This is a genomic window from Streptomyces sp. RPA4-2 (genome assembly GCF_012273515.2).
GTDB lineage: Bacteria > Actinomycetota > Actinomycetes > Streptomycetales > Streptomycetaceae > Streptomyces > Streptomyces kaempferi.
This window is the reverse complement of sequence record NZ_CP050975.2, coordinates 7,421,157-7,441,086: the sequence shown is the minus strand read 5'-3', so window position 1 is coordinate 7,441,086 and position 19,930 is coordinate 7,421,157. Positions and strand designations below refer to the sequence as shown.

The 19,930-nt window shown below is 71.0% G+C and carries 17 protein-coding genes and 1 pseudogene; 12 read left to right on the top strand and 6 right to left on the bottom strand.

Annotated elements, in window-relative coordinates; genetic code table 11:
• Positions 1-72 precede the first annotated feature (72 nt).
• Complete coding sequence (locus HEP85_RS32495) at positions 73-1,470, top strand: glycoside hydrolase family 16 protein (protein ID WP_356014898.1); 1,398 nt, start codon at positions 73-75, stop codon at positions 1,468-1,470.
• Positions 1,471-1,542: 72 nt separating this feature from the next.
• Here HEP85_RS32495 and HEP85_RS32490 read toward each other — a convergent pair whose 3' ends face one another.
• Positions 1,543-2,451: an AraC family transcriptional regulator gene (locus HEP85_RS32490; protein ID WP_168531053.1), complete on the bottom strand. Its 909-nt coding sequence runs from the start codon at positions 2,449-2,451 to the stop codon at positions 1,543-1,545.
• Positions 2,452-2,597: 146 nt separating this feature from the next.
• On the opposite strand from HEP85_RS32490, the gene tkt reads away from it, so the two are divergent.
• From tkt to HEP85_RS32450, 8 genes are all read left to right on the top strand, one after another.
• On the top strand, positions 2,598-4,697 hold the full coding sequence (gene tkt / locus HEP85_RS32485) for a transketolase (RefSeq protein WP_168531052.1): 2,100 nt from the start codon (positions 2,598-2,600) through the stop codon (positions 4,695-4,697).
• 19 nt (positions 4,698-4,716) lie between these two features.
• Positions 4,717-5,862 carry a transaldolase gene (gene tal / locus HEP85_RS32480; protein ID WP_168531051.1) on the top strand — a complete coding sequence of 382 codons (1,146 nt, stop codon included), beginning with the start codon at positions 4,717-4,719 and terminating at the stop codon, positions 5,860-5,862.
• A complete protein-coding gene (gene zwf / locus HEP85_RS32475; protein WP_168531050.1) occupies positions 5,859-7,520 on the top strand; it encodes a glucose-6-phosphate dehydrogenase in 1,662 nt (553 codons plus the stop codon). The genes tal and zwf overlap by 4 nt, the downstream gene beginning before the upstream one ends.
• Complete coding sequence (gene opcA / locus HEP85_RS32470) at positions 7,517-8,452, top strand: glucose-6-phosphate dehydrogenase assembly protein OpcA (RefSeq protein WP_168531049.1); 936 nt, start codon at positions 7,517-7,519, stop codon at positions 8,450-8,452. The genes zwf and opcA overlap by 4 nt, the downstream gene beginning before the upstream one ends.
• Positions 8,445-10,094: a glucose-6-phosphate isomerase gene (gene pgi / locus HEP85_RS32465; protein WP_168531048.1), complete on the top strand. Its 1,650-nt coding sequence runs from the start codon at positions 8,445-8,447 to the stop codon at positions 10,092-10,094. Before opcA ends, pgi begins: the two co-directional genes overlap by 8 nt.
• Before the next feature lie 14 nt (positions 10,095-10,108).
• Positions 10,109-10,987 (top strand): phosphogluconate dehydrogenase (NAD(+)-dependent, decarboxylating), encoded by an 879-nt coding sequence (gnd, locus tag HEP85_RS32460; protein WP_329295165.1) that lies wholly within the window; start codon positions 10,109-10,111, stop codon positions 10,985-10,987.
• 8 nt (positions 10,988-10,995) lie between these two features.
• Positions 10,996-11,607, top strand: coding sequence for a histidine phosphatase family protein (locus HEP85_RS32455; protein WP_168531047.1), 612 nt, complete (start codon positions 10,996-10,998; stop codon positions 11,605-11,607).
• A gap of 81 nt (positions 11,608-11,688) precedes the next feature.
• Complete coding sequence (locus HEP85_RS32450; protein ID WP_168531046.1) at positions 11,689-12,144, top strand: tellurite resistance TerB family protein; 456 nt, start codon at positions 11,689-11,691, stop codon at positions 12,142-12,144.
• Between the two features lie 129 nt (positions 12,145-12,273).
• Here HEP85_RS32450 and HEP85_RS32445 read toward each other — a convergent pair whose 3' ends face one another.
• Positions 12,274-13,236, bottom strand: coding sequence for a hypothetical protein (locus HEP85_RS32445; protein ID WP_168531045.1), 963 nt, complete (start codon positions 13,234-13,236; stop codon positions 12,274-12,276).
• 727 nt (positions 13,237-13,963) lie between these two features.
• A complete protein-coding gene (locus HEP85_RS32440; protein ID WP_168531044.1) occupies positions 13,964-14,404 on the bottom strand; it encodes a PPOX class F420-dependent oxidoreductase in 441 nt (146 codons plus the stop codon).
• Positions 14,405-14,498: 94 nt separating this feature from the next.
• Here HEP85_RS32440 and HEP85_RS32435 point away from each other — a divergent pair, with 94 nt between their 5' ends.
• From HEP85_RS32435 to HEP85_RS32425, 3 genes are read left to right on the top strand one after another with little or no spacing between them, the layout of a single operon-like run.
• On the top strand, positions 14,499-15,077 hold the full coding sequence (locus tag HEP85_RS32435; RefSeq protein WP_168531043.1) for a TetR/AcrR family transcriptional regulator: 579 nt from the start codon (positions 14,499-14,501) through the stop codon (positions 15,075-15,077).
• Positions 15,074-16,558, top strand: coding sequence for an MFS transporter (locus HEP85_RS32430; RefSeq protein WP_168531042.1), 1,485 nt, complete (start codon positions 15,074-15,076; stop codon positions 16,556-16,558). The genes HEP85_RS32435 and HEP85_RS32430 overlap by 4 nt, the downstream gene beginning before the upstream one ends.
• On the top strand, positions 16,524-17,750 hold the full coding sequence (locus HEP85_RS32425) for a serine hydrolase (protein WP_168531041.1): 1,227 nt from the start codon (positions 16,524-16,526) through the stop codon (positions 17,748-17,750). The genes HEP85_RS32430 and HEP85_RS32425 overlap by 35 nt, the downstream gene beginning before the upstream one ends.
• 36 nt (positions 17,751-17,786) lie before the next feature.
• Here HEP85_RS32425 and HEP85_RS32420 read toward each other — a convergent pair.
• The 3 genes and pseudogenes from HEP85_RS32420 to ribA form a co-directional block, all read right to left on the bottom strand.
• Positions 17,787-18,173: pseudogene (locus HEP85_RS32420) on the bottom strand (FAD-dependent oxidoreductase); the annotation flags it as partial.
• On the bottom strand, positions 18,170-19,156 hold the full coding sequence (locus HEP85_RS32415; RefSeq protein WP_168531040.1) for an ornithine cyclodeaminase family protein: 987 nt from the start codon (positions 19,154-19,156) through the stop codon (positions 18,170-18,172). The gene HEP85_RS32415 and the pseudogene HEP85_RS32420, both read right to left, overlap by 4 nt.
• On the bottom strand, positions 19,153-19,881 hold the full coding sequence (gene ribA, locus HEP85_RS32410; RefSeq protein ID WP_168531039.1) for a GTP cyclohydrolase II: 729 nt from the start codon (positions 19,879-19,881) through the stop codon (positions 19,153-19,155). Before ribA ends, HEP85_RS32415 begins: the two co-directional genes overlap by 4 nt.
• Positions 19,882-19,930: the final 49 nt, after the last annotated feature.

Here is a 19,930-nt window from a genome sequence, read left to right as displayed (position 1 = left end):
CGCACTCTGAGAGCGCTCTCAGAGTGCGTCGGCAGCACCCGCGCACCCCCACCCCGTACCTGAGAGGCACCCATGCGTGAACCCTCCGGCACCCTCGTAAGACGCGGCCCCCTGCGGCGCAGCCTGGTGGCCGTCCTCGGCACCCTGAGCCTGGTGGCGGCCGCCGCCGCGGCCGCCACCCTCCCCGCGAACGCGTCCGCGCCCACTCCCCCCTCCGGCTGGTCCCAGGTCTTCGTCGACGACTTCAACGGAGCGGCCGGAACCGGCGTCAACACCTCCAACTGGCAGTACGACACCGGGACCAGCTATCCCGGCGGCGCCGCCAACTGGGGCACCGGCGAGGTCGAGACGATGACCTCCAGCACCAACAACGTCGCCCTGGACGGCAACGGCAACCTGCTGATCACCCCGCGCCGCGACGCCGCGGGCAACTGGACCTCGGGCCGCATCGAGACCACCCGCACCGACTTCCAGCCGCCGGCCGGCGGCAAACTGCGCGTCGAGTCGCGGCTCCAGATGCCGAACGTGACCGGCGCCGCCGCCAAGGGTTACTGGCCCGCCTTCTGGGCGCTGGGCGCGCCCTATCGCGGCAACTACCAGAACTGGCCGAGCGTCGGCGAGCTGGACATCATGGAGAACGTCCAGGGCCTCAACACCGAGTGGGCCACGATGCACTGCGGCACCAATCCGGGCGGCCCGTGCAACGAGACGAGCGGCATCGGCGGCAACACCCCCTGCGCGGGCACCACCTGCCAGGCCGGCTTCCACACGTACGCGATGGAGTGGGACAGGTCGACGAGCCCCGAGGAGATCCGCTTCTACCTCGACGGTGTCAACTTCCACACCGTGAAGGCGAACCAGGTGGACGCGGCGACCTGGGCGAACGCCACCAACCACGGCTACTTCGTCATCCTGAACGTGGCGATGGGCGGCGGCTTCCCGGGCGCGTTCGGCGGCGGTCCCGACGGCGGCACGGTGCCGGGTCACCCGCTGGTGGTGGACTACGTCCAGGTGCTGCAGGCCGGTGGGAGCGGTACCACGCCGCCCCCGACCGGCAACCGCGACGCCTACAGCGCCATCCAGGCCGAGTCGTACGACAGCCAGTCCGGCACCATCGCCGAGGCCACCACGGACACCGGCGGCGGCCAGGACATCGGCTCGGTGGCGAACGGTGACTGGGCGCTCTACAAGGGTGTCAACTTCGGCTCCTCGGCGGCCAGGCAGTTCTACGCCCGGGTCGCGAGCGGTGCGGCGGGCGGCGTCAGCGGCCTGGTCGAGGTGCGCCTCGACAGCCGTACGAGCACGCCCGTCGGAAGCTTCGCGGTGGGCGGCACCGGTGGCTGGCAGAGCTGGCGGACGGTCCCGGCCAACATCACCGGCGTCACCGGCACCCACGACGTCTACCTGACCTTCACCAGCGGCCAGCCCGCCGACTTCGTGAACGTCAACTGGTTCGACTTCGGCCACTGACGGCGCGGGCCAGCCGCGTACGGTGAACTGACGCCGAGGAGGCGGGCCGCACGGCCCGCCCCCTCGGTCGGCTCAGCTCAGCTCCGCCCGGAACACCACCGGGGTCGTCCCCGTGTGCTGGTGGAAGAACTTCGAGAAGTTCGCGGAGTCCGGGAAGCCCACGGCGACGCCGATGCGGCCGATGGGCATCCCGGTGTGCGCCAGCAGACGCTTGGCCTCCAGGATCACCCGCTTGTCGATGAAGCCCTTCGGGGTCTGCCCGGTGGCGGCGCGCACCGCGCGCACCAGGGTGCGGCGGGAGTAGCCGAGGGCGTCGGCGTACGCGCTGACGCTGTGGTTGGTGGCGAAGCCCTTCTCGACCGCGTCCCGGAAGCGGGTGAAGGTGGTGTCGGTGCGTTCGCGGTCGGCCTCTGCGGAGCTGGCCGCGAGGTGGGAGAGGCGGAGCAGGAACGCGGTGAGGGAGTGCCGCAGCACCGCGGTGTGCAGGCTGAGCGGCAGCGTGGTCGTGTCGACGTACTCGCGCTCCAGCTGGGCCAGCGCGTGTTCCAGGGCGGCGAGCCGCTCGGGGTCGGGACGCAGCATGGGGGGCAGGTCGTAGCGGTAGAGGCCGGTCGCCTCGACGGTCGCCCTCGGCAGGAAGCCGGGCTGCATGGTCAGGACGGTGCCGCGGTAGCGGTCGGTGCGGGAGAAGCGGTGCACCTGGCCGGGGCGGATCCACAGGATGTCGCCCGCGGCGACCTCGTACTCGGCGAAGTCGATCATGTGCCGGACCGGGCCCTCGTGGAACAGCATCACGACGTGGAAGTCGATGCGGTGCACGCGCTCCAGGGGCGCGTCCACGTGCCAGGTGTGGCCCGTCCCCATCGCGCCGATCTGCATGCCGACGCCGGAGAGGCTCAGGTCGGTGGGGAAGGGGAAGGTCCTGATCCCGTCCTGGGCCTCCTCGCCCCCGGCACCGCCTTGGGTGGTTCTGTCTGCCATGTCCTTCTCGCGTCGTCTCGGTGCGGCACTGCGTGTCCCACTTTCACCGAAGGCTGACACAGGGGCACCTTTCCCGGCAAAAGTCAGACTTTTAAGTTTGAACGCGTCCGAGCAGTTAAGACGCTTCCCACGAGGACTTCTTGAAGATGAGCGCGCAGCAGAGCACCCAGACACCGGACCGTTCCCCCGGCGGTCTCGAGTGGAACGAACTCGACCGGCGTGCCGTCGACACCGCTCGTCTCCTGGCGGCGGACGCCGTGCAGCAGGTCGGCAACGGCCACCCCGGCACCGCGATGAGCCTGGCCCCGGCCGCGTACACGATCTTTCAGAAGGTGATGAGGCACGACCCCGCCGACCCTGAGTGGACCGGCCGCGACCGCTTCGTCCTCTCCCCGGGCCACACCTCGCTGACCCTTTACACCCAGCTCTTCCTCTCCGGTTACGAACTGGAACTGGACGACCTCAAGGCGTTCAGGACCCACGGCTCGAAGACGCCGGGCCACCCGGAGTACGGGCACACCGCGGGCGTCGAGACGACAACCGGTCCGCTCGGCCAGGGTGTCGCCAACGCCGTGGGCATGGCGATGGCCGCCCGCTACGAGCGCGGTCTGTTCGACCCCGAGACCCCTCAGGGCGAGTCCCCCTTCGACCACACCATCTGGGCGATCGTCTCGGACGGCGACCTGGAGGAGGGCATCTCCGCCGAGGCCTCCTCGCTCGCGGGCCACCAGAAGCTCGGCAACCTCGTCTTCCTCTACGACGACAACCACATCTCCATCGAGGGCGACACCGCGACGGCCTTCTCCGAGGACGTCCTGGGCCGCTACGAGGCGTACGGCTGGCACGTGCAGCGGATCGAGCCCACCGCGGACGGCGACATCGACGTCCACGCGCTCCACACGGCGCTGCGGACGGCACGGGCCGAGACCGGGCGTCCCTCGATCATCGCGATGCGCACGATCATCGCGTGGCCGGCCCCGAACGCGCGGAACACCGAGGCCTCCCACGGCTCCGCGCTCGGCGCCGACGAGATCGCCGCCACCAAGCGGATGCTGGGCTTCGACCCCGAGCGGTCCTTCCAGGTCGACGCCGACGTACTGGCGCACGCGCGGGCCGCCCTCGACCGGGGTGCCGAGGCGCACGCCGTCTGGGACAAGCGGATCGCGGAGTGGCGCACCGCGCAGCCCGAGCGCGCGAAGCTCTTCGACCGCGTGGTCGCCGGCCAGCTGCCCGAGGGCTGGGAGGCCGCGCTGCCGGTGTTCGAGCCCGGTACCTCCGTCGCGACCCGTGCCGCGTCCGGCAAGGTCCTGCAGGCGCTCGGTGGTGTGCTCCCCGAGCTGTGGGGCGGCTCGGCCGACCTGGCGGGCTCGAACAACACCACCATCGACAAGACCTCCTCCTTCCTGCCGGTGGGCAATCCGCTGCCGGAGGCCGACCCGTACGGCCGTACCGTCCACTTCGGTATCCGTGAGCACTCGATGGCCGCGGAGATGAACGGCATCGCGCTGCACGGCAACACCCGCATCTACGGCGGCACCTTCCTGGTCTTCTCCGACTACATGCGCAACGCCGTCCGGCTGTCCGCGCTGATGCAGCTGCCCGTCACCTACGTATGGACCCATGACTCGATCGGGCTCGGCGAGGACGGCCCCACCCACCAGCCGGTCGAGCACCTCGCCTCGCTGCGCGCGATCCCGGGTCTGAACATCGTGCGCCCGGCCGACGCCAACGAGACGACGGTCGCCTGGGCCGAGATCCTCCGCCGGCACGCCACGAACCCGGCCCCGCACGGTCTGGCGCTCACCCGTCAGGGCGTGCCCACCTACGAGGTCAACGCCGAGGCCGCGAAGGGCGGTTACGTGCTGCGTGAGGCGTCCGCCGGCACGCCGGACGTGGTTCTCGTCGCCACCGGTTCCGAGGTGCACCTCGCGGTGGAGGCGCGCGAGCTGCTGGAGGCCGAGGGGGTCGGCACCCGGGTCGTGTCGATGCCGTCCGTCGAGTGGTTCGAGGAGCAGTCGGCCGAGTACCGGCAGAGCGTGCTTCCGCCGTCCGTGAAGGCCCGCGTGGCGGTCGAGGCGGGCATCGGCCTGACCTGGTACCGCTACGTCGGTGACCACGGACGCATTGTCTCGCTGGAGCACTTCGGTGCCTCCGCCGACGCCAAGACCCTGTTCGCCGAGTTCGGCTTCACCGCCGAGAACATCGCCGCCGCCGCGCGGGAATCCCTCGCCGCCGCCCGCGGTTGATCCGATCGCACCAAGGAAGATGATCACTGTGACCGAAGCAGCCGCGACCGCGGTAAACCTGAAGCGCCTCTCCGACGAAGGCGTCTCCATCTGGCTGGACGACCTCTCCCGCAAGCGCATCGCGTCCGGCAATCTCGCCGAACTCGTCGCGACCAAGCACGTGGTGGGCGTCACCACCAACCCCTCCATCTTCCAGGCCGCCATCGGCTCGGGCGAGGGCTACGAGGAGCAGCTGGCCGAGCTCGCCGTGCGCGGTGTGACGGTCGACGAGGCCGTCCGGATGATGACCACGGCGGACGTCCGCGCCGCCGCCGACATCCTGCGCCCGGTCTACGACGCGACCGGCGGCCGGGACGGCCGGGTCTCGATCGAGGTCGACCCGCGCCTGGCCCACCACACCGCCGCGACCGTCGCCGAGGCCAAGCAGCTGGCCTGGCTGGTGGACCGCCCGAACGTGATGATCAAGATCCCGGCGACCGAGGCGGGTCTCCCGGCGATCACCGAGGTCGTCGGCCTCGGTATCAGCGTCAACGTCACGCTGATCTTCTCGCTGGAGCGCTACCGCCAGGTCATGGACGCCTACCTGGCCGGGCTGGAGAAGGCCCAGGCCTCCGGCGTCGACCTCGCCACCGTCCACTCCGTCGCCTCCTTCTTCGTCTCCCGTGTCGACAGCGAGATCGACAAGCGGCTGGCGAAGGTCGGCACGGACGAGGCGCTGGCCCTCAAGGGCAGGGCGGCGCTGGCCAACGCGCGTCTCGCGTACGAGGCCTACGAGGACGTCTTCGGCGCGTCCCGCTGGACCGCCCTGGCCACGGCGGGCGCCAACAAGCAGCGCCCCCTGTGGGCCTCGACCGGCGTCAAGGACCCGGCGTACAAGGACACGCTGTACGTCGACGAGCTGGTCGCGCCGGGCACGGTCAACACCATGCCGGAGGCGACGCTCGACGCCACCGCCGACCACGGTGACATCCACGGCGACGCGGTGAGCGGTGGCTACGCCCAGGCGCGCGCCGACCTCGCGGCCGTCGAGCGGCTCGGGATCTCCTACGACGAGGTCGTCAAGCAGCTGGAGGACGAGGGCGTCGCCAAGTTCGAGGCCGCGTGGGGCGATCTGCTCGACGCGGTGAAGGTCTCGCTGAGCGGCAAGGGAGTCGAGGGGGAATGACCAACAGTGAAGCGCTTCCCGACGGTGACCCGCAGGATGCGGCCGCCACGCCGGAGGGATCCGGTGACCAGGCCGTGGAACCGCGCGCTGTGAAGCCCGCGTCCGCCGCGCCGAGTGCCTCCTCGGAGGCCGACCCGGACTGGGACAACCCGCTGCGCGACCCGCGCGACCGCCGTCTGCCGCGTATCGCGGGCCCCTCCGGTCTCGTCATCTTCGGTGTCACCGGTGACCTCTCCCGCAAGAAGCTGATGCCGGCCGTGTACGACCTCGCCAACCGGGGTCTGCTGCCGCCGGGTTTCTCGCTCCTCGGGTTCGCCCGGCGCGAGTGGGAGGACCAGGACTTCGCCCAGGTGGTGCACGACTCGGTGCGTGAGCACGCGCGGACGGAGTTCCGTGAGGAGGTCTGGCAGCAGCTCGCCGAGGGCATGCGGTTCATCCCGGGCGACTTCGACGACGACAGCGCGTTCAAGCAGCTGCGCGAGGCCGTGCAGGAGCTGGACGCCTCCCGGGGCACGAGCGGCAACTACGCCTTCTATCTCTCGGTCCCGCCGAAGTTCTTCCCCAAGGTCGTCCAGCAGCTGAAGAAGCACGGGCTGGCGGACGCGCCGGAGGGTTCCTGGCGACGCGCGATCATCGAAAAGCCGTTCGGGCACGACCTGGCCAGCGCGCGGGAGCTGAACGCGATCGTGCACGAGGTGTTCGACCCGGAGCAGGTGTTCCGCATCGACCACTACCTCGGTAAGGAGACCGTCCAGAACATTCTGGCGCTCCGCTTCGCCAATCAGATGTACGAGCCGATCTGGAACCGGTCGTACGTCGACCACGTACAGATCACCATGGCCGAGGACATCGGTATCGGCGGCCGGGCGGGCTACTACGACGGCATCGGCTCGGCCCGTGACGTCATCCAGAACCATCTGCTCCAGCTGATGGCGCTGACCGCGATGGAGGAGCCCCTCGCCTTCGACGTCGAGTCGCTGCTGACGGAGAAGCTGAAGGTCCTCAAGTCGGTCAGGCTCCCGGAGAACCTGGGCGAGCACACCGTGCGCGGGCAGTACGCGGCGGCCTGGCAGGGCGGCGAGCGGGTACGCGGCTATCTGCAGGAGGACGGCATCGACCCGGGGTCGACGACCGACACCTACGCGGCCGTCAAGGTGGAGATCGACAACCGCCGTTGGGCGGGTGTCCCGTTCTACCTGAGGACCGGTAAGCGTCTGGGCCGGCGGGTGACCGAGATCGCGGTGGTCTTCCAGCGCGCGCCCCACTCCCCCTTCGACTCGACGGCCACCGAGGAGCTGGGCCAGAACGCGATCGTCATCCGCGTCCAGCCCGACGAGGGCATGACGGTCCGCTTCGGTTCGAAGGTGCCGGGTACCTCCATGGAGATCCGGGACGTCTCGATGGACTTCGCCTACGGCGAGTCGTTCACCGAGTCCAGCCCGGAGGCGTACGAACGGCTGATCCTGGATGTCCTGCTCGGCGACGCCAATCTCTTCCCCCGTCACCAGGAGGTGGAAGAGTCCTGGAAGATCCTCGACCCCATCGAGGAGCACTGGGAGACGCACGGCAAGCCCGCGCAGTACCCCTCGGGCAGCTGGGGTCCGAAGGAAGCCGACGAGATGCTCGCACGAGACGGACGGAGCTGGCGCAGGCCATGAAGATCGACCTGACCGACACCACGGCAAGCAAGATCAACAAGGCGCTCGTGCGGGGGCGCCGGGCCATCGGCACCCCCGCCGTGGGCATGGTCCTGACGATGGTCATCGTCACGGACGAGGAGAACGCCTACGACTCGATCAAGGCCGCCGAGGAGGCCTCGCGCGAACACCCCTCGCGCACCCTGGTCGTCATCAAGCGGCACGCCCGCACCCCGCGCGACCGCACCAACTCGCACCTCGACGCCGAGATCCGGGTGGGCGCCGACGCCGGCACGGGTGAGACGGTCGTACTGCGGACCTACGGCGAGGTGTCCGACCACGCCGACTCCGTGGTGCTGCCGCTGCTGCTGCCCGACGCGCCCGTCGTCGTCTGGTGGCCGGTGAACGCGCCCAGCGTGCCCGCCAAGGACCCGCTGGGCGCCCTCGCCCAGCGCCGCATCACCGACATGTACGCCGTCGAGGCCCCGCTCGCGGCCCTGGACGCCCGGGTCTCCTCCTACGCGCCGGGCGACACCGACCTGGCCTGGACGCGGCTGACCCCGTGGCGTTCGATGCTGGCCGCCGCCCTCGACCAGGCCCGGACGAAGGTGACCTCGGCCGCCGTCGAGAGCGAGGCCGACAACCCGAGCGCCGAGCTGCTCGCCCGCTGGCTGGGCGCCCGGCTCGACGTCCCGGTCGAGCGGGTCGTCACCGGCGGTCCGGTGGTCACCGCCGTACGGCTCGGCACGGCGGCCGGCGAGATCGTCATCGACCGCCCCGAGGGCCCGCTGGCCACGCTGACCCTGCCCGGACAGCCCCCGCGCACCCTCGCCCTGAAGGTGCGCAGCACTTCCGAACTCATCGCCGAGGAACTGCGCCGCCTCGACGCGGACGAGATGTACGCCATCGCCCTGCGGGGCGAGGGCACCAAGGAGACCTCCCGTCATGCCTGACACCCCCAAGCTCACGCGGCGTCCTGAGTGGGTGGCCCTGGAGGACCACCGCGCGGACGGCATGCTCCACACGCGACTGCGTGACCTGTTCGCCACCGACCCCGCGCGCGCCGAGCGCTACGTCGTCCAGGTCGGCGATCTTCGGATCGACTACTCCAAGCACCTGATCACCGACGAGACCCTCGCCCTGCTCCAGGAACTCGCCGTGGCGACGGATGTGTTCGGGCTGCGGGACGCGATGTTCCGTGGTGAGAAGATCAATGTGACCGAGGGGCGTGCGGTTCTGCACACGGCGTTGCGTGCGCCGCGGGACGCGGTGGTCGAGGTGGACGGGGAGAACGTCGTGCCGGCGGTGCACGCGGTCCTCGACCGGATGGCGGGTTTCGCCGAGCGGGTGCGTTCGGGTGAGTGGACCGGTCATACCGGCAGGCGGATCAAGAACGTCGTGAACATCGGGATCGGTGGCTCCGACCTCGGCCCCGCGATGGCCCATGACGCGCTGCGTTCCTTCACCGACCGCGGTCTGACGGTGCGGTTCGTGTCGAACGTGGACGGCGCCGACCTCCACGAGGCCGTCCGTGACCTCGACCCGGCCGAGACACTGTTCATCATCGCGTCGAAGACGTTCACCACGATCGAGACGATCACCAACGCGACCTCGGCGCGGTCCTGGCTGCTGTCCGGGCTGAAAGCCGGTCCGGAGGCGGTGGCCCGGCATTTCGTGGCACTGTCGACCAACGCCGGGAAGGTCGCCGACTTCGGTATCGACACGGACAACATGTTCGAGTTCTGGGACTGGGTCGGCGGACGCTACTCCTACGACTCGGCGATCGGCCTGTCGCTGATGATCGCGATCGGCCCGGACCGGTTCCGGGAGATGCTGGCGGGTTTCCACCTCGTCGACGAGCACTTCCGCACCGCGCCCCCCGAGTCCAACGCACCGTTGCTGCTGGGCCTGCTGGGCATCTGGTACGGCAACTTCCACGACGCGCAGTCCCACGCCGTGCTGCCCTACTCGCACTACCTCAGCCGCTTCACCGCCTACCTCCAGCAGCTCGACATGGAGTCCAACGGCAAGTCCGTCGACCGGCAGGGCGAGCCGGTGGACTGGCAGACCGGACCGGTGGTGTGGGGCACCCCCGGCACCAACGGACAGCACGCCTACTACCAGCTCATCCACCAGGGCACCAAGCTGATCCCGGCCGACTTCATCGGCTTCGCCAACCCCGTCGCTGAACTGGAGACGGGCCTGGCCGCCCAGCACGACCTGCTGATGGCGAACTTCTTCGCCCAGACCCAGGCGCTGGCGTTCGGCAAGACACCCGACGAGGTCCGCGCCGAGGGCGTGCCCGAGGACCTGGTCGCCCACAAGACGTTCCAGGGCAACCACCCCACCACCACCATCCTCGCCCGCGAACTGACCCCCTCCGTCCTGGGCCAGCTCATCGCCCTCTACGAACACAAGGTCTTCGTCCAGGGCGCCGTCTGGAACATCGACTCCTTCGACCAATGGGGCGTCGAACTCGGCAAGGTCCTCGCCAAACGCATCGAACCCGCCCTCACCGACGCCACCGACGTACCCGGCCTCGACCCCTCCACCGCCGCCCTCGTGGCCGCGTACCGCTCTCTCCGGAAGAAGTGAACGACATGACCGCGATGCAACTGGGGCTCATCGGCCTCGGCAAGATGGGCGGGAACATGCGCGAGCGGATCCGCCGCGCAGGACACACCGTCATCGGCTACGACCGCAACCCGGAACTCGCCGACGTCCACAGCCTCGAAGAACTCGTGGGCGCGCTCGAAGCCCCGCGCGTGGTGTGGGTGATGGTGCCGGCCGGCGCCGCGACCCAGTCCACCGTCGACCAGCTCGGCGACCTGCTGGAGCCCGGCGACACCGTCGTCGACGGCGGCAACTCCCGCTGGACGGACGACGAGAAGCACGCCGAGGAACTGGCCGCCAAGGGCATCGGCTTCGTCGACGCCGGCGTCTCCGGCGGCGTCTGGGGCCTGCAGAACGGCTACGCGCTGATGGTCGGCGGCGACGCCGAGAACGTCGCCAAGGTCCAGCCCGTCTTCGACGCGCTCAAGCCCGAGGGCGACTCCGGCTTCGTCCACGCCGGCAAGGTCGGCGCCGGCCACTTCTCCAAGATGGTCCACAACGGCATCGAGTACGCCATGATGCAGGCCTACGCCGAGGGCTGGGAACTCCTGGAGAAGGTCCACTCCGTCACCGACGTACGCGAGGTCTTCCGCTCCTGGCAGGAAGGCACGGTCATCCGTTCCTGGCTGCTCGACCTCGCCGTCAACGCCCTGGACGACGACGAACACCTCGACAAGCTGCGCGGCTACGCCGACGACTCCGGCGAGGGCCGCTGGACCGTCGAGGCGGCCATCGACAACGCGGTACCGCTGCCCGCGATCACCGCGTCACTGTTCGCCCGCTTCGCCTCACGCCAGGACGACTCACCGCAGATGAAGATGATCGCGGCACTGCGCAACCAGTTCGGCGGCCACGCCGTCGAGTCCGCGGAATAGGCCGGGCCATGGGCGACCTCATACTGGTCCGCCACGGCGAGACCGAGTGGACCCTGACGGGCCGGCACACCAGCTGGACCGATCTGCCGCTCACCCAGCACGGCGAGGAACAGGCCAAGTCCCTCGCGCCGTTCTTCGCCGGGCAGTCCTTCGCGCAGGTGCTCACCAGCCCCCTCGACCGGGCGGTACGGACCGCGGAACTCGCGGGCCTGACCGGACCGGTGACCGACCCCGATCTGCACGAGTGGGACTACGGGAGCTACGAGGGGATCACCACGCGTGCGATCCACCGCACCCGGCCCGACTGGGTCCTGTGGGAGGACGGGGTGCCGCCCGGCCCCGACGGCCACCCCGGCGAGTCGCCGCAGGAGGTGGGGGAACGCGCGGACCGGGTCCTGTCCCGCGTGGACGCGGCCCTGCGCGACCACCCCGGCGACGTGGTCCTGGTGGCCCACGCGCACTTCCTGCGGGTGCTGACGGCCCGTCGGCTGGGGCTCCCGGCGGACGCCGGACGGCTGTTCCAGCTCTCGACGGGAACCGTCAGCCGGCTGTCCACCGAACACGGGCATCCGGTGATCGCCGAGTGGAACGCCACCGGAACTTCCACGCCGGTCCGCTAGTTTCTACGATGCTGTAGAAACCGAGGAGGTTTCCGGTCCGCCCGCGGGCGGACCGGACCTCTCCCAACGTATGGAGTTCTCATGGCCCTGTGGGACCGCATCAAGGAGTCCGCGTCGACGATGCAGACCCAGCTCGTGGCGAAGAAGAACGATCTCAAGAGCGGTGCCTTCCGCGACGCGAGCATGGCGATGTGCGCGCTCGTCGCCGCGGCGGACGGGTCGGTCGATCCGTCCGAGCGGCAGCGCGTCGCCCAGCTCATCGCCACGAACGAGGTGTTGCAGAACTTCGACGCCGACGACCTGCGCCGTCGCTTCGACGACAACCTGAACAAGCTGACCGCCGACTTCGCCTTCGGCAAGGTCAGCGTCCTCCAGGAGATCGCCAAGGCCAAGAAGAAGCCCGCCGAGGCACGGGCCGTCATCCAGATCGGCATCGTGATCGGCGGCGCCGACGGCGACTTCGACAAGACCGAGCAGGCCGTGGTGCGGGAGGCGTGCTTCGCGCTCGACCTGCCGCCGCACGAGTTCGACCTGTAGTTCCGCGCCGGCCCCCGGCCGCGTCGCCCGCTGTGGGCCGGGGCCGGTCGTTCGGGTCAGGTGGCGCCGGCGCGCTCCGCGTCCCGCCGCACGATCCGGACGACACGCCTCAGGGGCGCGTGAAGTGGCTCAGGCGCCGCGTGACGACCGCTTGCGCCACTTCACGAACTCCTTCTCCGGATCGCCGGTGCAGGACCACGGAGAGCGGCTGGCGCGCGGCCCGACCATCCGGAAGATCGGACCGGCCAGGTCCGTGAGTCCGGCGTAACAGGCGGCGTGCGCGAGGTAGTTGAAGTGCCGCACCTCCTCGGGTGCGGGCGGCCCCTCGGAGCGGGCGGTGAGCCAGCGCTGCCAGCTGCGCCGTACGTCGCTGACGGCTTCGTCGTGGTTCCAGTGCCGGTCGAACCCGGCGGGCGTGTCCCGCCGGCCGTTCGCCTCCTCCAGGACGGCGCGGTACTCCTCCACCCGCGCGACCTGCAGCAGGACCGGCAGCGCGGAGCCCGGCGGGGCGACGGCCGCCGCGTCCCGCGCGAAGTCGTACATGAGGTCGTGCGACCCGTGCCAGCGCGCCGAGTAGTAGTGCAGCACCTGGAGGTGCCCCTCCACGCTGTACGGATCGCGGGCGTGCAACTCGTCCCACCAGCGCCCGAGTTCCTGACGGCGCACCCCGGCGGGATAGAGCCGGGCCACGGAGATGAGACAGATCCAGGGTGTGGGGTCGTCCGGGTAGGCCTCGGCGCCCTGGAGGCAGGCCATCACGGCCTGGTCGACGCGACGCCGTTCGACCGGGGCACCCCCGCCCGCCGCGCCGGCCAGGTGGAAGGCCCTGGCGACCTCGGTCGCGGCCCGCAGCACCAGGGCGTCGCCGCCGCGGGGTTCGGCGGCCAGCCAGGACTCGACCGAGGAGTTGTCCACGCAGGCGGTCGCCAGCAGCCGCATCCGGTGGCCGCGCACGGGCCACGCGGGGCCGGTGACCCTCAGCAGGTCGCGCAGGCTCTGCCAGCGGCCGACGGCGATGTCCTGGCGTGCGGTGCTGAGGAGTGCGTCCCCGCCGTCGGGGTCGAAATCGGGGGTGAAGCGGTCTCTCGCCATGCGGACTCTCTCAGAAGTCGGTGGGGAGACCTTCGTGGAGAAAGGACCGCTCGACCGCCGTCACCACCGTGTCGGACGAACCGAGGACTCCGGATGGGAGAGTCCTCTGCCCCTGTCGTCGTTCATGGATGCGCTGCTTCGGTTGCACGACGGCCACTGTTGTCGGCCGACGGTAGCTCCGCAGGAGGTGTTCCGCAGGTGGTGTGATGATAGCGGTGGTCTTTGGTGTTTCAATGTCAACTCGTCGGTAATATCCGCCGGGTAAGGCGTGGAGGGGCGGTGACCTGCCGCGTAGGCCACGACAGCACCCCCGGGCCACGCGCCGTGTGCCTCCCGGAGAGGCCCACCCGGAGCGTTCCGCGCACTGTAGCCGCGGTGGACGACGACGCGGCGGCAGGCCGTGACGCGGCATGATCCTCCGCTTGCCGTCCAGGACCCCGACAGCCCCTCGACACCGGGGACTTGGGCGTTCCCCGGTGAACGTCACGCCGGGATACGGTTGACAGCCGACGTCGGACGGCAAGAACATCGGGCCGGGGCCGAGCGCACGACACGGCGGAACACCGGCCGGAACAACGCGCGACGCGACGGCGCGGGCCGCACGCAGCCGCTCCGCGCACCCCGGCCGGATTCAGGGGCGGCCGGGATGCGCGGAGCTCCCGCCGGCCCTCTTCACACGAACGGCCCGGGGAGGCCTGCCTGCGCGGGTCCCGGACGGCGGCCGGCGTCAGCGTGCGCGCGGGGCGCCGTACGCGCGCTCCACGTGCAGCCGCAGCACGAGCCGCCGGTCGCGGACCATGGCGGCCCGGTAGTCGTCCCAGTCGGGGTGCTCGCCCATCAGATCCCGGTAGAGCCGGACGAGCTCCTCGACGGTCTCGTCGTGCGGGTCCGCGGCCACGGGCGTCAGCTCGGCGGTGCCCTCGGCGACCGTGTACGCCCAGCGGTCGTCGCTGGTCACGTGGTACGAGGCCCGCGGATCCCGGCGCAGGTTCCGCGTCTTGGCCCGGTCGTCCGTGAGGGACACCCGGATGACGTCCTCATCGGGACTGTAGGCATGGACCACGTTCGACAGCTGGGGGCGGCCGTCCCTCTTGAGGGTGGCGAGCACCCCGCCCTTGTACTCGGAGAGCAGCTTGAGCAGTGCGTCCTGCGTCGCGTCCTGGGTCATACAGGGATCAACCCTCCGGGTCGGATCGTCATTCCCGGACCGGCACGCACCCGCGCGGTAGACACTGTCTACGTCCAGCTGGTAGACCGTGTCCATGGATGAACGGGAGACAGGCCTGAAGGCCCGGCTGGTCGATGTCGGCGTCGAGCTGGTGGCCGAGGAGGGGGCACAGGCGTTGACCCTGCGGGAGATCGCCCGCCGGGCGGGGGTCTCGCACGGGGCGCCGCGCCGCTACTTCCCGACCCATCTGGACCTGCTGTCGGCCATCGCACGGCGGGGCTTCGCCGACCTCGGAGCCCGGGTGACCGAGGCGGTCGGCGACGGCGCGGCGAGCCCCCGCGCACAGCTCACGGCCCTCGGGCGGGTCTACCTGGACTTCGCGCTGTCCCGACGCGGCATGTACGAGCTGATGTTCCGTCACGACCTGCTGGCGAGCGACCGGCTGGGGCTCCGGGAGACGAGCCTGCCGCTGTTCGGGGTGCTGGTCGACCTTGTGGGCCGGGTGAGACCCGCGACCGAGGCACGGGTCACCGCGGGGGCCCTGTGGGCGAACCTGCACGGCATCGCCCAGCTGTGGAGCTGGGGCAGTCTCCAACTCGGCACTGGAGCGACCGACTTCACACCCCTGCTGCGGGCCGCGCTGGACGCGCATCTCGGACCGGAGGAGGCATGAAGCGGCCAGGCGCGACGGCCCGCCACCGCCTCACGCTCACGAGCAGCGTCGTCGGAGCCGTGATCGTCGCCCTGGACGGCACCGTGCTGACGGTGGCTCAGCCCACCCTGCGACGGGATCTCGGCGCCTCTCTTGTGCAGGTCCAGTGGACTAGTACCGGCTATCTCATCGCGGTGGCCTGCCTGTTGGTGTTCGCGGGGCGGCTCGGGGACCGCTTCGGTCACCGGCGGGTCTTCGCCGTGGGCTCCTTGGGCTTCGGCGTGACGTCGGCGGGGATCGGCCTCGCGCCCGGCATCGGATGGGTGATCGGGCTGCGGGTCGCCCAGGGGGTCTTCGGCGCGCTGCTGCAGCCCGCCACGCTCGGAATGCTGCGTGCCGTCTACCCGCCCGACCGGATCGGCCGGCCCATCGCACTGCGGACCAGTGCCATCGGTCTCGCGGCCGCCGCCGGTCCGGTCCTCGGCGGGGCGCTGGTCGGCCAGTTCGGCTGGCGGGCCGTCTTCTTCCTCAACGTCGTGCCCGCGCTGGCCCTGGGCGGGTCGGCGCTCGCCGTCCGGGAACCGGCACGCTCCCCCGGGCCGACGGTCCGGCTCGACCTGCCCGGGGCCTGCCTGCTCGCGGTGGCCCTGGCCTGTCTGGTCCGCACACTGGTCGGGGTCCCGGGGACCGGCTGGACCGCCGAGAGCACAGCGGGGCTGGTGGTGGCCGTGGTCGTGGCGGCCGTGTTCGTCCGCCACGAACGCCGTACCGCGAACCCGCTGCTGCCGCCCGCGGTACTGGGTTCCACGACCGTCGGCGCGGCGCTGGGCATCCTGGTGGTGGCCTCCGCGGCGATGTTCGGCACGCTGTTCGCGGGCAGTTGCTTCCTCCAGGAGGTACTGGGTCTCGACCCGTTGCAGACCGGCCTGCGGGCCCTGCCCGCGGCCGTCATGATGGTGCTGGGCGCGCCCGCGTCGGCCGTCCTCATGCGCCGGTTCGGGGCACGCCGGACGGCTCTGGCCGCGCTGTGCGTCCTCGCGGCGGGGGTCCTGCTGCTGTCGCGGCTCGACCGGGAGTCCACGGCGGTGCCCATCAGCGCCGGATTCCTCCTGCTGGGAGCCGGCTTCGCGGGGGTGATGGTCACCGCGACGACGGTCGTCGTGCGGCACGTCCGCGCGGAGTCGGCGGGGGTGGCGGGCGCTCTCCAACAGACGGCCATGAACGTCGGGCCCACGCTGGGAGTTGCCGCCGCGACCGTGCTGATGCCCCTCGCGGGTGGTGTCCGGACGGGTCCCGCTCTGACGGTTCTCGCGGCCGTGGCCGTGGCCGGGCTGCCGCTCGGGCTGCGGCTGCCGGGACGCGACGGGGCGCCGACCCCCCGGCCGGACTGCCCCGAGGCGAACGCGGGAACTCCGTACGGGACGATGAACACGAGGCAGTCCACGAGCCGCAGTGCGGAGGAGAACGATGGGACACCTGCGACAAGAGGTCGAGCCGCATGAGGTCGGTCTCGATCCCAAGGCGCTGGCCCGGCTGGACCAGTACTTCGCCCACCTGGTCGACGACCACAGGCTGCCCGGTTGTCTGGTGGCCGTGTCCCGGCACGGCACGGTCGCGCACCTCGCGGCACACGGATGGCGCGACCGCGCGGCCGGGCTTCCGGTCGAGACCGACACGCTGTGGCGGATCTACTCGATGACGAAGCCGGTCACCTCGGTGGCCGCGCTGATGCTCCTGGAAGAGGGACGCTTCCACCTGGACGATCCCGTCGCCCGTTTCCTGCCGGCCTTCGCCGAACCCCGGGTGTACGTCGACGGGTCGGGGGCCGGCACGCGGACCCGTCCGGCCGATCAACCCCTCACGATCCGGCACCTGTTGACCCACACCTCCGGCCTGACGTTCGGTTTCTATCACTCCCACCCGGTCGACGCGCTCTACCGCGACGCCGGTCTGGAGTCCTCGGTGGCGCCGGGCGCGGATCTGGCCGGAACCTGCGAGGTGTACGCCGGTCTGCCGCTCCAGTTCGAGCCGGGCACCGAGTGGAACTACTCGGTCTCCACCAACGTCCTGGGCCGCCTTGTCGAGGTGGTGTCCGGCCAGGACCTCGACGTCTTCCTCGCCGAGCGGATCTTCCGCCCGCTCGGGATGACGGACGCCGGATTCTGTGTCACCGACGAGCAGTCCGAGCGGCTCGCCGAGCTCTACGGGGAGGACTCCGAGGGGCGGGTCACCCCGATCGCCGGGCTGCCGCTGCACGGCCGTCCGCGCTTCCTGTCCGGGAGCGGCGGCATGGTGGCCACCGCCCACGACTACCACCGCTTCATGGAGATGCTCCGCCGCCGCGGCGAACTCGACGGCGTCCGGCTGCTGAAGCCGGAGACGGTGGACACGATGGCGTCCAACCACCTTCCGGGAGGCGTCGACCGCCGCACCTTCGGCAGCCCGCTGCACCGCGAGCCCGGCAACGCGGGCCTCGGCTTCGGCCTCGGCGTCTCCGTCGTGGTGGACCCGGAGATCACCCGCTCCCCCTCCAGCGAGGGCGCGTTCGGCTGGAGCGGGGTGGCCGGTACGACCTTCTGGGTCGACCCGCACCGGGACATGACCGTGCAGTTCTTCACCCAGGTACGCCCGGCGGGGTCCCACGCGCACTTCCCCGAGCTGAAGCGGCTCGTGCACGAGGCCGTGCAGGACTGACCCGGCTCACCCGGTCCGCGGACGCGACGCTCAGGGGCTGATGAGCGGGGACAGCCGGCGTGCCGCGGACGGGCCGATCGGGCGGCCGGGCACTCCGAGCGCGGTCCGCGGCCGTACCCCGACCTCGACGGCCGCGACTTCCTCGGGGGTGGAGAGCAGGAACAGGTGGCCGACCCGGTGCGGGCCGATGTCCTGGCCGGGTTCCTCCCCGGAACGGGCGAGCGCCTCCGGACTGCGGGCGCCCACCCGGATGTCGAGCTCGTCGGAGAACTGCGCCCGGACGCGGCCCGCGCGCTGGAGCCGGAGGCCGGTTCGTCACGCTCGGCCAGGACGATCCCGTACGCCCGCGCGGGCCAGGTGGCAGGCGATGCTCGTGCCGGTCACGCCACCGCCGATGACCACGACCTGAGCGGTACCCTTCACCGCCGTGCCCGCCGGGCACGGGCCGCGTCGATCACGGCCCAGGCTGCCGCGGCGTCCTGGATGCCGAGCCCGACACTGTTGTAGAGGACGATGTCGTCCGGGCCGGTGCGGGCGCTACGGACGCCGGTCAGGACGCCGCCGAGCGGGATCAGGTCGTCCGGCGCGAGGATTCCCCTGGCCAGCGCCTCGACCACCGGTCCGGCGTGCTCCGCCGCCGTCACCGGATCATCGACGACCACCGCCGCGGCCCGCCGGACCACCTCGGCGTCGACCTCGCTGCGGGTGGGCTCGAAGGACCCCACGCTGACGACCGTGCACCCCGGCTCCAGCCACTCGCCCCGTACGACGGGCGTGCTGCTGAGCGTGCAGGCCGCGACCATCGACGCCCCGGCGACCGCCTCCTGCGCGGTGCCGGCCGCCTCGACGGCGACGCCGAGTTCGGCGGCGAGCCGCTGGGCCGCGTCCGCCCGTCGGCCGGGATGCCGGCTCCACACCCGTACGGACCGCAGTTCCCGTACCCGGGCGACGGCCCGCGCGTGGGCGAGCGCCTGGGTGCCGGAGCCCAGCAGGCCGAGCTCCGCGCTGTCCGCGGTGGCGAGCGCGTCGAGGGCGACGGCGCTGGCGGCGGCGGTGCGCAGGGTGGTGACCGCCGTGCCGTCCATGACCGCCGCGAGCCGGCCGGTCACCGGATCGAGCGCGTTGATCACGGCGTGGACGGTGGGCAGCCCGGCCGCCGCGTTGCCCGGGTTGACGCTGCCGAACTTGGCGACGGCCCCGGTGTCCGCGGACAGCCGCGCCAGGTAGGCGAAGACGACGCTGTCGTCGAAGCGGCTGGGGTGCATGATCTTGCCGGGGAGCTCGGCGGTGCCGTCACCGAGCGCGGTGAACGCCGCGCGCTGCGAGGCGATCGCCGTGTCGGTGTCCAGCAGCTCCACGACCTGCTCACGGGACAGATACAGCGGTCCGGCGTCGTCTTCTGTCATTCCTCAGTGATAGCCGCCTTCGCCGTTCCGCAAAAGATCGTCTTCGCCCAGTCGCCGCCGTCCAGGTGAGGCAGGAAGTGATCGAGGCGCTCCCGCTTGGTGAGCAGGTAGCCGAGGTTCTCCTCGCACGGCGGTATCAGCAGCGGAACCTGCTCGGCCACCTTGATGCCGTTGCGCTGCAGCGACTCACGCTTGCGCGGGTTGTTCGAGAGCAGACGCACCGACCGTACGCCGAGGTCGTGCAGGATGTCCGCGGCCACCCGGTAGTCGCGGGCGTCGACCGGCAGGCCGAGGGCGACGTTCGCCTCCACGGTGTCGAGGCCCTCCGACTGGAGCTTCATCGCCTGCAGCTTGGCGAGCAGGCCGATGCCGCGGCCCTCGTGGCCGCGGAGGTAGACGAGGATGCCGCGTCCCTCCGCGACGATGGCGCGCAGCGCCGCGGCGAGCTGGTCGCCGCACTCGCAGTGCGTGGAGCCGAAGGCGTCCCCGGTGAGGCACTCCGAATGGAGCCGGGTGAGGACGCCCTCCTTCGTCGCGTCCACTCCACCGCCGGCGAGATCACCGACTTCCCCGTGGACCAGGGCCACTTGCTCCTCTCCACGGTCGTGGTCCAGGTAGCCGACCGCCTGGAAAAAGCCGTACACCGTGGGCAGAGGGGCAATCACGACTCGTTCGACACCAGAGCGGCGCGCGGTCCCGGCAAGTACTGCGAAGTTATCTGTCATGATCTGGTTCCTAAGCAGAGTCGAAAGAAGAGTCGAAAGGCCGTGAAAC